Below are 11,159 nucleotides of genomic sequence, written 5' to 3' on the forward strand. Positions count from 1 at the left end.
CAGGACGCGGTATCGGCGCGCCCCTCGCCATCGCGCGGCAGCGCCCGGCGCAGCGCCAGCCGGTAGGTCGGGCGCGAGATGCCCAGCACCGCCGCAGCGTCGGCCTCGGAGACGTTGGCGACCAGGCGCAGCAACAGCGCCGCGCGCGGCCCATGGCCCAGCTGCGCCAGCGCCGCGAACTGCGGCGGCCACCGCTCCGTCGCCGCCGCGCCGCGCAGTGGTCGCGCGGCCAGCAGCTGCGCCCAGAAGCGGCGGGGCCAGTCGCCGAACTGGGTCCTGGCCGCGGCGTCGCGGAACGCCGCCATGGCCGCGGCCAGTGCGGCATCGCCGGCTGCGGCATCGCCCGCCTGTAGCTGCGCGAACACCGCGGCGCGCCGCTCGACGCCGCGCAGGAACGCGCTCACCGCGGCGGAGCCCGCTGCGCTGTCGGTCACGGAACTGGGTGGCATCGGATGGGCGTCATGGCGCCCGCATGATAGCCACGCAGGTGGGCGTCGGCGCCCTTGACAGCGGGTTCGGAACCGGCATCGGGCAGCGCTGACCCGAAATGGTTGTGCACAGCGGTCACGCAACCGTCATCCACATCGCGTGCACGCGATCCGAACGATTTGTTGCCGGACTGTTTCACGGCCAACTTGCTGATTTTGAACGAGTATCCTGATTTGGCGCTTTTTTCGCCAAGTTCGCCTTCACGCGATACGTGATGGCTGCACCCCCGGTGCGGAGGCGGCAATGCACAGGCTTATCCACAAGTTGTGTGGATAAGGACAAATCTTCTTTCGCCACCGGGGCTTGCACGCAAGAACGCACAGGCGGACACAGCATTGGTCCGCAACTCGCAGGTGACCCCCGGGGGTCGGGTCCGGCCGCGAAAACCCATAGACTGGCGCGATGCCTGCCGTCCCCGCAGCCACCGAAGCGGTGCTTCGCGTCGCCCTGCCGCTGCCGCTGCCGCGGCTGTTCGACTACCGTGCGCCGCCGGCCTGGCGCGCGGACCAGGCGGCCGTGGGCTGCCGGGTGCGGGTGCCGTTCGGGCCGCGGGAACTGATCGGCGTGGTGGCCGCCACCGGCCCCGCCGACACCGACGCGCCCGAACTGCGCGAGGTGCTCGAGCGCCTCGACCCGGATCCGCTGCTGCGCGGAGAGCTGTTCGAGTCGCTGCACTGGCTGGCGCGCTATTGCCACGCGCCGCTGGGCGAGGTGTTCGCCACCGCGCTGCCGGCGGCGCTGCGCCGCGGCGAGCCGCGGCCCGAGACCCGCACCTGGGCCTGGCGGCTGACCGAGGCCGGCGAGACCGCCCGCGGCGCGATGCGCGCCGGGCGGCCGAAGCGGCTGGCCGACCTGCTGCACGCCGCCGCCCGCGACGAAGAGGCGCTGGACGACCTGCTCGAGGGCTGGCGTGGCGTCGCGCGCACCCTGGCCGGCCGGGGCCTGGCCGAGCGCGTCGCGGTCCCGGCCTCGCAGCTGGCACCGGCGCCGCAGGCCGGACCCGAGCCGAACCCGGAACAGGCGCAGGCGATCGCCGCGATCGCCGCGGGTTCCGGCTTCGCCCCGCTGCTGCTCGACGGCGTGACCGGCAGCGGCAAGACCGAGGTCTACCTGCACGCGATCGCCGACTGCCTGGCGCGCGGCCGGCAGGCGCTGGTGCTGGTGCCGGAGATCGGCCTGACCCCGCAGACCCTGGCGCGCTTCCGCGCCCGCCTCGGGGTGCCGGTGCATGCGCTGCACTCCGGGCTCAACGACGGCGAGCGCGCGCGGGTCTGGACCGCGGCGCTGCGCGGCGAGGCGCGGGTGGTGGTGGGCACCCGCTCGGCGGTGTTCACGCCGCTGCCGGAGGCCGGCCTGATCGTGGTCGACGAGGAGCACGACGGCAGCTACAAGCAGCAGGACGGGATCCGCTACCACGCCCGCGACTTCGCCCTGGTCCGCGCCCGCGCCCTGCAGGTCCCGGTGGTGCTGGGCAGCGCCACGCCGTCGCTGGAATCGCTGCACAACGCCGGCGGCGGCCGTTACGCGCACCTGCGGCTCGCGCGCCGCGCCGGCAACGCCCGGCCGCCGCCGGTGCGGGTGCTCGACGTGCGCAAGCGGCCGCTGGACAACGGCCTGTCGCGCGAACTGCTGGAGGCGATCGACGCCGCGCTGGCGAGCGGCGGGCAGGTGCTGGTGTTCCGCAACCGCCGCGGCTACGCGCCGGTGCTGCTGTGCCACGACTGCGGCTGGAGCGCGCAGTGCCGCCGCTGCGACGCGGCGATGACCGTGCACGGCGGCGGCCGCCGTCTGCAGTGCCATCACTGCGGCCATCGTCAGGCCGCCCCGCCGGCCTGTCCCGACTGCGCCGGCCTGGCGCTGCAGCCGCAGGGCGTGGGCACCGAGCGGCTGGAGGAACTGCTGGCGCAGCGCTTCGGCGAGCGCGTGCCGGTGCTGCGCATCGACCGCGGCAGCACCCGCCGCCGCGACGCGCTGCAGAAGCACTTCGAGACCCTCGGCGACCGCCCCGGGGTGCTGGTCGGCACCCAGATGCTGGCCAAGGGGCACGACCTGGCGGGGCTGACCCTGGTGGCGGTGGTGGGCATCGACGAGGGGCTGTTCTCGGCCGACTTCCGCGCCGCCGAGAAGCTGGCGCAGCTGCTGATCCAGGTGGCCGGGCGCGCCGGGCGCGCCGAGCGCCCCGGCGAGGTGCTGCTGCAGACCCATCATCCCGACCACCCGCTGCTGCAGACGCTGATCCAGGGCGGCTACCACGCCTTCGCCGCCGCCGAACTCGCGCAGCGCGAGGAGGCCGGCTTCCCGCCGTTCGCGCACATGGCGCTGCTGCGCGCCGAGGCCCGGCATGCCGATCCGCCGATGGCCTTCCTGCAGCGCGCCCGCGCGCTCCTCGCCGAAGCCGCGCCGCCCTCCAGCGCCGTGGGCCAGGGCCTGGTCCTGCACGGGCCCCTGCCGGCGCCGATGGCGCGCCGTGCCGGGATGTACCGCGCGCAACTGCCGCTGTCGGCGCTGCAGCGCCGCGACCTGCACCTGGCGCTCGATCGCGCGCTGCCGATGATCCACGCCCTGCCCGAGGCGCGCCGCACCCGCTGGTCGCTGGACATCGACCCGGTGGATCTCTATTGACCGGATAGCCCGTCGCCCGCGGGCTGCCGTAGGCGCTTGCCATCCAAGCGAAGGCGCGCGACGTGTGCGATGCCCGGAATCGCCGCCAACCCGGCCGGAACCGCCCGCGGCCTTCGCGGCCGTGGGCCGCTCCTACAGGGGCACGCTGCGGGCAGCCCTAGGGGCAGCGCGCCATGCCCGCGAAAGCCGGCGCGGTCAGGCGACGGCCTTCTTGCGGGCGCGGCTGCGCGACTTCGGCTTGGCCTTGGGCTTCTCGCGGATCTCCACCATCTGCCCCTCGCGGCGCAGCTCGAACAGCCCGGTCGCCTCGATCAGCGCGCTGAGGTTGCGGTAGCCGTAGTTGCGCTCGTCGAACGAGGTCTGGTTGCGGATATGGCTGCCGACCACCCCCAGGTGCGACCAGCCGGAGTCGTCGGCGGTGGCACTGACGGCGTTGCGCAGCAGGTGCACAAGGTTGGCGTCGCGCAACAGGTCCTCGCTGCGCTTCGGGCGGACGACCCGCGACGTGTCCTCCTCGTCGGATGCCCCGAGCTTCTCGACGTAGAGGAACGTCGAGCACGCCTTGACGAACGGCAGCGGGGTCTTCTCCTGGCCGAAGCCGAACACGCGCATGTTCTCGTTGCGCAGGCGCATGACCAGCGGGGTGAAATCGGCATCGCTGGAGACGATGGCGAACCCGTCCAGGGTGCGCGCGTACAGCAGGTCCATGGCGTCGATCACCATCGCCATGTCCGAGGCGTTCTTGCCGCTGGTGTAGGCGAACTGCTGGATCGGGCGGATCGCGTAGGCGTGCAGCGCCTCCTCCCAACCCTTGAGGTGCGGGTTCTTCCAGTTGCCGTAGGCGCGGCGCACGTTGGCCACGCCGTGGCGGGCCAGCTCGGTCAGGATCGGTTCGATCTTGCCGGAAGGCGCGTTGTCGGCATCGATCAGCAGCGCGATGCGCAGCTCGGTGTCGGCCATTGTCTTCGGAGTCCGGTCGGGTTGCGGGCAGCGTAACCGATCCCGCGCGGCCGACCCCGTGCTCCCCGCGCAGGCGGGATGCGCGGCGGTGCCGCGCACGCGCGCAACCGCGCCGGCGCTGCCATCGGCTCCGGAGCCCCGCGTAGAGCGGAGCATGCTCCGAGAGACCATGCGCGCCACGGGCGCAGAAAGAAATGCGGCGACGCAGCCTTGCGGCTTCGGCGAATCGTCCAGGATCCCGACAGCCGCGGTCGGACCGCCCCGGCGGCTCAGGCGCCGGCGTCTTCGCGTCCGGGCGGCGGACGGATCCGCCCGATCAGGGAATAGCCGGGATCGTCCGGCACCTCGCGCAGCGCCTCGAGCGCCTGCTGCAGCACGTCGGACTCGTCGCTGTCGAAGCGCACCGCGCCCTCGTCCTCGTACACGTGCAGGCCCTGCTCGAGCAGGTGCAGCAGGGTCTGGGGCATGTCCCAGCCGCGGCGGTCGCCGACCCGGCGGATGCGGTCGGCGAGGATGTCGTCGACGTCCCTGAGCACGATATCGGTCATGCGCTGCTCCCGCCGCCGCCGGCGGCCGCACCGGCATCGCGGGCCGGCTCGACGATACGCTGCCACAGCCAGGCGAGCAGCAGCAAGGTCGGCACCACGGTCAGCGCGCTGAGCACGAAGAAGGTGCTGTAGGAGGTCGCCTCGACGATGAAGCCCGAGACCCCGCCCACGAACTTGCCGGGCAGGTTGGCCAGCGACACCAGCAGCGCGTACTGGGTGGCGGTGAAGTTGCGGTCGGTCAGCGACGACATGAACGCCACCAGCACCACCCCGGCGAACCCCTGGAACAGGTTGTCGGCGCTGATCGCCGCATAGAATGCCCAGATCTGCGCCGGATACTGCGCCATCAGCAAAAACGCGAGGTTGGACAGGGCAACCCCGAGAGCCGCCAGGAACAGCATCTTCCGGAAACCGAACGCCGCCACGCACACGCCGCCGAGGAAGGCGCCGCCGATCCCCAGCCAGACCCCGTAGAGCTTGGACACGGTGGCGATGTCGGCCTTGGTGTAGCCGGAGTCGAGGTAGAAGGGCCCGGCCATCACCCCGATCACCTGGTCGGGAAACTTGAACAGCCCGACGAAGGCCAGCAGCACCAGCCCGAGCAGCAGGCCGTTGTGCGAGAAGAAGCTGGTGAACGGCTGCCAGAACGCGCCGAAGAAATCGATCCGCCGCACCACCGTGGCCTCCGGCGCCACCGGCTCGCGGCACACCAGGGTGGTGACGATCGGCAGCGCCATCAGCGCCGCCATCGCCAGGTAGGCGACCTGCCAGCCGCGGAACTCGGCCAGGTACAGCGCGCCGGCGCCGGAAACGATCATGCCGATGCGGTAGCCCAGGGTGTAGGTCGCCGCCAGCGCCGCCTGCGAGGTGGCCGGCGCCACTTCGATCCGGTAGGCGTCGACCACCGAGTCCTGGGTGGCGCCGGCGAACGAGCCCACCAGCACCCACAGCACCAGCGTGGTCACCCCCATCTCCGGGCGCGAGAGCGCCAGCGCTGCCAGGCTCACCGTCACCAGCAGCTGCGAGGCCAGCAGCCAGGAGCGCCGCCGGCCCAGGAACGCGGTGAGCGGGAACACGTAGCGGTCGATCAGCGGTGCCCAGAGGAACTTGAGCAGGTAGAAGAAGCTGGCCAGGCTGATCAGGCCGATGCTGCCCAGGTCCAGGCCGACGTCGCGCAGGCGCGTGGACAGTGTCATCGAGGCGATCAGCAGGAACGGCAGCCCCGAGCCGAATCCGAGCAGCAGCATGGTCAGCGCCGAGGGCGTGCCGAAGGCGCGGCGGATCCCTCGCCACCCCTTGTAGGCCGGCGCCGCGGTGCTGCTGCCGGCTGTGGTCATTCGCGGTAGTCCACGACGTACGGGGCGTGGTCTGAGAAACGCGGCTCGCGGGCGACCGAACAGCCGGCCAGGCGCTCGCGCAGCAACGGCGTGACCAGCTGGTAGTCGATGCGCCAACCGACGTTGTTGGCGCGCGCCGCGCCGCGCTGGCTCCACCAGGTGTATTCGACGGCGTCGGGCTTGAGCGCGCGGAAGCTGTCGATCCAGCCCTGCGCCGGCTGCGGCGAGCCGTCGCCGCAGGCGTCGGCGATCATGCCGTTGAGCCAGGCGCGCTCGGGCGGCAGGCAGCCGGAATTCTTCTGGTTCCCGGTCCAGTTCTTGATGTCGTTGCGGGCACGCACGATGTTCCAGTCGCCGCACAGCACGTAGTCGCGGCCGCTGGCGAGCCAGTCGTCGAGGATCGGCCGCAACCACTCCATCACCTCGAACTTGAAGCCCTGGCGCAGCTCGCCGGAGGATCCGGAGGGAATGTAGAACGACACCACGCTGAGGTTGCCGAAGCGCGCCTCGAGATAGCGGCCCTCGTCGTCGAACGGCGCCCAGCCGAGCGCCGGCCGGATCTCGTCGGGCTGGCGGCGGCTGTAGATCGCCACGCCGCTGTAGCCCTTCTTGGTGACGGCATCGCGGAACACCACGTTGTAGCCGGGTGGCCGGAACGCCTCCCCGGACAGCTGGTGCTCCTGCGCCTTGGTCTCCTGCACGCACAGGATGTCGGCGTCCTGGGCGGCGAACCAGTCGAAGAAGCCCTTTGTGGCGGCCGAGCGCAGGCCGTTGGCGTTGAAGCTGATGATTCTCATGCGATGACGGTGGCTGGGTCCGGCGCCAAGCCTACCGGATTCGTGCCCGCGGCCGGCGGCCGTATGATCTGCCATGGCCCCGCTCCCCGAACTGCGCGTGATGCGGCTCGCGCCCGCCCAGGCCGACGCCGCGCGAGGCCTGCGGCTGGCGGCCGGGCAGCAGCGCTACGTCGGGGACATGGCGCTGAACGTCGGTCGCGCCCTGGTCGAGCCGCGCTGCGACGCGATGGCGATCGTGCTGGGCGACGCGCTGGTGGGCTTCTACCGGCTCGACTATGCCCTGACCGTGGCGGCGCGGCGGTGGCCGGGCCGCGCGGTGGTCAGCCTGCGCAGCCTTGCGCTCGACCGCCGGGTGCAGGGCCGCGGCCTGGGCACGCGCGCGGTCGCCGCCTGCTGCGCCGACCTGGAGCGGCGCCGCCCGGCGCGCCGGCTGCTGCTGCTCAATGTGCACGTCGACAACCGCGCCGCGGTGCGCGCCTACCTCGGCGCCGGCTTCACCGACACCGGCGAACTGCACCAGGGCGGCAGCGCCGGCCCGCAGCACCTGCTGGTCCGGCGCCTGGGCGTGGGAGAATGCGGCTCATGAGCGACCATCGCACCCGTTTCCTGCAGCTGGCCCTGCGCGCCGAGGCCCTGCGCTTCGGCGAGTTCACCCTGAAGTCGGGGCGGGTCAGCCCCTATTTCTTCAATGCGGGCCGGTTCGACTCCGGCGCCGCCCTGGCCGGGCTGGCGGCGTGCTATGCGGACGCCGTGGACGCCGCGGCGCCGGAGTTCGACCTGCTGTTCGGCCCCGCCTACAAGGGGATCCCGCTGGCGACCGCGCTGGCCTGCGAATACGCCCGCCGCGGCCGCGACCTGCCGGTGGCGTTCGACCGCAAGGAGGCCAAGGCCCACGGCGAGGGCGGCCTGCTGATCGGCGCGCCGCTGGCCGGGCGCCGGGTGCTGGTGGTGGACGACGTGATCACCGCCGGCACCGCCGTGCGCCAGGCGCTGGCGCTGATCGAGGGCGGCGGCGGGCGGCCCGCGGGCATCGTGATCGCGCTCGACCGCCAGGAGGTGGTGGACGAGGGCGCCGGCCCGCGGCTCTCGGCGGCACAGGCGGTGGCCGAAGCGCACGCGATCCCGGTGATCGCCGTCGCAACGCTGGCCGATCTGCTTGCGTTCGCCGCCGAAAGCGCGACACTGTCCGAAGAGCACGGCCGGCTGCGCGAGTACCGCGCGCGCTACGGCTGCGATTGACGCCACTCATACGACCGACCGGGGGGACGGGAGCGTGATGAAGAACCTCATCCAATTCGCCTGCCTGGCCCTGCTGCTGACGCCCTTCGCTGCCGAGGCGCAGCGCGGCAACCAGCAGGCCAAGCGGCTGTACTGTTGGGAGGAGGACGGCCGCAAGGTCTGCGGCGACGCCCTGCCCGCGTCCGCCGTGGACAGCGCCCGCACCGAGATCAGCGCCACCACCGGCCTGCGCCGCGCCCAGGTGGACCGCGCGATGAGCGAGGAGGAGCGCGCCGCCGCCCGGCGCTCTGCGCAGCAGGCCGCCGCCGAGGCCGATGCCGAGACCGCGCGCCGTCGCCGCGACCTGGCGATGGTGGACTCCTACGCCACCGAGGACGACCTGCGCCGCGCCTACGGCGAGCGCATCACCCTGGTCGAGGAGTCGGTGAAGACCTCGAGCATGGGCGTGGGCAACCTGCGCCAGAGCCTGCTCGCCCTGCTGCGCCAGGCCGCGGAGCTGGAACTGCAGGAGCAGCCGGTCCGCAAGCCGCTGGTCGACGGCATCCTCGGCCAGCACACCGACCTGCTGCGCCAGCAGGCGATCCTGGAACAGCAGCTCGGCGAACAGGCCAACCTCAACGACGACCTCGAACAGGCGCTGGAACGCTACCGCGCGATCAAGCGCCCGGAATCGAGCGGCGGCTGATCCCCGGGGCTGTGTACCCCCGGGGCCTGTGTGGTGCGTGCGCCCACCGCCACCCGCGCGGTGATCCGAAGCGTTGCCAACCACCGGCCCTCGCACACATGGCGCGCTCCTGCAGGGGGTTCCCCACCTCTCGTCGGCTGGAGCGCCGCTTTCCTGTAGGGGCGGCCCATGGCCGCGAAAGCCCGCACCACCCAGACCGGGGCGTAGACGCCGCACCGTTTCGATCACCATCTCCCCGGCGCTGCCCCCGGCACCACGACCCCCGCCACCGCTCCTCATTCCGGATCGGGCGGCGGCGACTCCTCCCGCACCCGCAGCAACCTGGCGAACCGCGGCAGCCCGTTCACCGTCAGGCCGCTGTAGCGATAGGTCACCCGACTGCCGACCGGCGGCGGCGTCGCGCGCTGCGCATCGCTCATCCCGCTGCCGATCCGGAACCGCGCCCCGTCGGCGCGCTCGACCAGCAGCGACCCGGTCATGCCCGCGTACTTGCCCCGGCCGGGCAGGTGCTCCACCACGCGCGCTTCCGCGTCCTCGAACGGCTTCAGCTTGAGCAGGCGATCGCTGCGCCCCACGCGATAGCGGGCCTCGCCATGGTGCAGCATCAGCCCCTCGCCCCCGGCCGCGACCACCGCGCGCAGCCGCGCCTCGAGCGCAGCGGCGTCGGCGGGCCGCTGCTGCGGAACCGCTTGCAACCAGGCGATCCCGGACCCCTCCAGCAGCGCCCGCATCCGCGCCACCCGGCCGGTGAAGGGACCGCCCGCCGCCGGCAGATCGAAGACCATGAACCGCACGTCTCGCCAGGCGTCAGCGTCGGCGCTGCCGGCGCGCACCAGTGCGCTCACCTCCTCGAAGCGGCCGCGCCCCATCCACAGCTCGCCATCCATCGGCTCCGCCGGCCAGCCGGCGGTGAACCAGTCAGGCGCCCGCACCCGATACCCGCCGCGCGTCCACAACGCCCGCCCGTCCCAGCGCCCGCGCACGCCGTCCAGCTTTTCGCTCACCCAGTAATCGGCCACCTCGACGCCGGGCGTGTAGCGGGTCGCCAGCATCAGCCGCGGCGGCCCGGCCGCCTGCGCCGCCGACATAGGCGCCAGGACAAGCAAAACAAGCAGCGCGAAGAGCGGCAGGCGCACGACCGGTTCCTGGAAGATGCGATGCCTCATCCTCGCCCATCGACAGGCGCGTGCCTGTCGGCTGGGAGCGGAACCAATCGTAGGAAAACACCCCGAGACCGCGGCAGGCCACGACCCGGCCGTCGGTTGCCGCGCTGGATCACATGCTGCGTTACGCCAGCCAGGTCGCGACGCTCCATTCTGGGCATGGCATCCGCGCCAGTTCTTCGGCAGAAGCAGCATGCGCACGGGGAACGCGGCGGCCCCACCGGCGACAGGCTGGAGCGGTCGTCAGGCCAAGCCGGGGTCCGCCGTCCGAAGAACCGGGGCCACTCCACTCTGACCCCTGTTCTTCCCTTTTACCATTGCTTCAACGCATCACTATCTTCGGGCTCTCGAATCGCTTTCAGCGCACCAACCATTCGATATTTCAACGACTCAATTATTCGCCGTCTCTCGAACGCTACTCTTGCCAGACCTGGATAGCCAAGAGTATTTCCAGTATTGACTGCGTTCCGAAAGCACTGTTCCGCCGCATCGAGATTTTTCTCCCGCCCTAGCCCACGAAGATGAATTTCGCCGAGCGCAACCCAAGCTGGGGCATAGTTACAACTATCTGCTGCAAGCGAGAAGCATTCGAACGCCCGTGCGTAATCACGTACCTCGGGCGGTCCATGCATGGTTATTCGACCGATTCCCATCCACGACTCAAGAGAATCTGATTTTCTGATACTTCGCTCATAGAGCGACAGTGCTGCAGGAATATCTGGTTGGACGCTTGCTACCCCAAACTCATAGAGCGCCCCCAAAACGCCATCAGCATGCCCATCCCCACATTTCGATAACGACTCCAGCTTCTTAATAGCTATATCCACGCTGCCATTCTGAAGCATAGCAATCGCATGCTGATAGCTATCTGAGTTTGTGGCCGCACCTTTCAAGGCGACACAGCCTCTCGCCGAACTCGATCGCGAACTTCTCGCATGACTGCCTCCGTAGTCTGTTGCCTCTGAGTGCGCTTCTTCAGGATGTCCCCTAGGACCTTATAACCGTTGCCACTTCAGAATGCCGCTCCAAGTCAGTAAAACGGGGTCGAAAACGGGGTCAGAGTACTAATTTTTAAAACAGGGGTCAGAGTACTAGTTTTGGCCGGCCAGGCTTGCCGATCCGCGCACGCCGCTGCAGTAGGCGTTCGAGCTGCGATTGGAAGCGGTCCGACCCGAGTGCGCGCTGGCGTTTGGCATAGAGCCTGATCGCCGCGAGCTCATCTTCTGTCGACTCCCCCTGATCAGGTCCACGCATAACTAGAGGTTTCCGGGTGATGGATGATCCGGTACTCGACTGGGGTGAGATCGTTGAGGGAGTCG

The 11,159-nt window shown here is 70.8% G+C and carries 11 protein-coding genes; 4 read left to right on the forward strand and 7 right to left on the reverse strand.

Features of this window, described 5'->3' with window-relative positions:
* The coding region (locus H0E84_RS02685) for a sigma-70 region 4 domain-containing protein (RefSeq protein ID WP_180677082.1) at nt 1-449 on the reverse strand (449 nt) is incomplete at its 3' end.
* Between the two features lie 442 nt (nt 450-891).
* Here H0E84_RS02685 and H0E84_RS02690 point away from each other — a divergent pair.
* Nucleotides 892-3,111 (forward strand): primosomal protein N', encoded by a 2,220-nt coding sequence (locus H0E84_RS02690; protein WP_180677083.1) that lies wholly within the window; start codon nt 892-894, stop codon nt 3,109-3,111.
* 195 nt (nt 3,112-3,306) lie between these two features.
* Here H0E84_RS02690 and H0E84_RS02695 read toward each other — a convergent pair whose 3' ends face one another.
* The 4 genes from H0E84_RS02695 to H0E84_RS02710 all read right to left on the reverse strand — a co-directional run bounded on the left by H0E84_RS02695 (nt 3,307) and on the right by H0E84_RS02710 (nt 6,753).
* Nucleotides 3,307-4,071, reverse strand: a complete 765-nt coding sequence (locus H0E84_RS02695; protein WP_180677084.1) for an NYN domain-containing protein — start codon at nt 4,069-4,071, stop codon at nt 3,307-3,309.
* 269 nt (nt 4,072-4,340) lie between these two features.
* Nucleotides 4,341-4,619: a hypothetical protein gene (locus tag H0E84_RS02700; protein ID WP_180677085.1), complete on the reverse strand. Its 279-nt coding sequence runs from the start codon at nt 4,617-4,619 to the stop codon at nt 4,341-4,343.
* Nucleotides 4,616-5,956, reverse strand: coding sequence for an AmpG family muropeptide MFS transporter (locus H0E84_RS02705; RefSeq protein ID WP_180677086.1), 1,341 nt, complete (start codon nt 5,954-5,956; stop codon nt 4,616-4,618). Before H0E84_RS02705 ends, H0E84_RS02700 begins: the two co-directional genes overlap by 4 nt.
* Nucleotides 5,953-6,753 carry an exodeoxyribonuclease III gene (locus H0E84_RS02710; protein ID WP_180677087.1) on the reverse strand — a complete coding sequence of 267 codons (801 nt, stop codon included), beginning with the start codon at nt 6,751-6,753 and terminating at the stop codon, nt 5,953-5,955. The genes H0E84_RS02705 and H0E84_RS02710 overlap by 4 nt, the downstream gene beginning before the upstream one ends.
* 73 nt (nt 6,754-6,826) lie before the next feature.
* On the opposite strand from H0E84_RS02710, the gene H0E84_RS02715 reads away from it, so the two are divergent.
* From H0E84_RS02715 to H0E84_RS02725, 3 genes are read left to right on the forward strand one after another with little or no spacing between them, the layout of a single operon-like run.
* A complete protein-coding gene (locus H0E84_RS02715; RefSeq protein ID WP_180677088.1) occupies nt 6,827-7,339 on the forward strand; it encodes a GNAT family N-acetyltransferase in 513 nt (170 codons plus the stop codon).
* On the forward strand, nt 7,336-7,992 hold the full coding sequence (gene pyrE, locus H0E84_RS02720) for an orotate phosphoribosyltransferase (protein WP_180677089.1): 657 nt from the start codon (nt 7,336-7,338) through the stop codon (nt 7,990-7,992). Before H0E84_RS02715 ends, pyrE begins: the two co-directional genes overlap by 4 nt.
* 37 nt (nt 7,993-8,029) lie before the next feature.
* Nucleotides 8,030-8,677 carry a hypothetical protein gene (locus tag H0E84_RS02725; RefSeq protein ID WP_180677090.1) on the forward strand — a complete coding sequence of 216 codons (648 nt, stop codon included), beginning with the start codon at nt 8,030-8,032 and terminating at the stop codon, nt 8,675-8,677.
* 275 nt (nt 8,678-8,952) lie between these two features.
* On the opposite strand, the gene H0E84_RS02730 is transcribed toward H0E84_RS02725, so the two are convergent.
* Both H0E84_RS02730 and H0E84_RS02735 read right to left on the reverse strand, forming a co-directional pair.
* A complete protein-coding gene (locus H0E84_RS02730) occupies nt 8,953-9,813 on the reverse strand; it encodes a DNA ligase (RefSeq protein WP_345776258.1) in 861 nt (286 codons plus the stop codon).
* 338 nt (nt 9,814-10,151) lie between these two features.
* The gene (locus tag H0E84_RS02735; protein ID WP_180677092.1) at nt 10,152-10,733 is read right to left on the reverse strand and encodes a tetratricopeptide repeat protein; all 582 of its coding nucleotides are present in this window, start codon (nt 10,731-10,733) and stop codon (nt 10,152-10,154) included.
* Nucleotides 10,734-11,159: the final 426 nt, after the last annotated feature.

Origin of the sequence: Luteimonas salinisoli, assembly GCF_013425525.1 — a bacterium.
GTDB classification, from domain to species: Bacteria; Pseudomonadota; Gammaproteobacteria; order Xanthomonadales; family Xanthomonadaceae; genus Luteimonas; species Luteimonas salinisoli.

What these genes read in the sequence shown, in the direction of transcription:
- H0E84_RS02690 (WP_180677083.1), top strand. Translation starts at nt 892, where the DNA reads ATGCCTGCCGTCCCCGCAGCCACCGAAGCGGTGCTTCGCGTCGCCCTG.
- H0E84_RS02695 (WP_180677084.1), bottom strand. Translation starts at nt 4,071, where the DNA reads ATGGCCGACACCGAGCTGCGCATCGCGCTGCTGATCGATGCCGACAAC.
- H0E84_RS02700 (WP_180677085.1), bottom strand. Translation starts at nt 4,619, where the DNA reads ATGACCGATATCGTGCTCAGGGACGTCGACGACATCCTCGCCGACCGC.
- H0E84_RS02705 (WP_180677086.1), bottom strand. Translation starts at nt 5,956, where the DNA reads ATGACCACAGCCGGCAGCAGCACCGCGGCGCCGGCCTACAAGGGGTGG.
- H0E84_RS02710 (WP_180677087.1), bottom strand. Translation starts at nt 6,753, where the DNA reads ATGAGAATCATCAGCTTCAACGCCAACGGCCTGCGCTCGGCCGCCACA.
- H0E84_RS02715 (WP_180677088.1), top strand. Translation starts at nt 6,827, where the DNA reads ATGGCCCCGCTCCCCGAACTGCGCGTGATGCGGCTCGCGCCCGCCCAG.
- pyrE (WP_180677089.1), top strand. Translation starts at nt 7,336, where the DNA reads ATGAGCGACCATCGCACCCGTTTCCTGCAGCTGGCCCTGCGCGCCGAG.
- H0E84_RS02725 (WP_180677090.1), top strand. Translation starts at nt 8,030, where the DNA reads ATGAAGAACCTCATCCAATTCGCCTGCCTGGCCCTGCTGCTGACGCCC.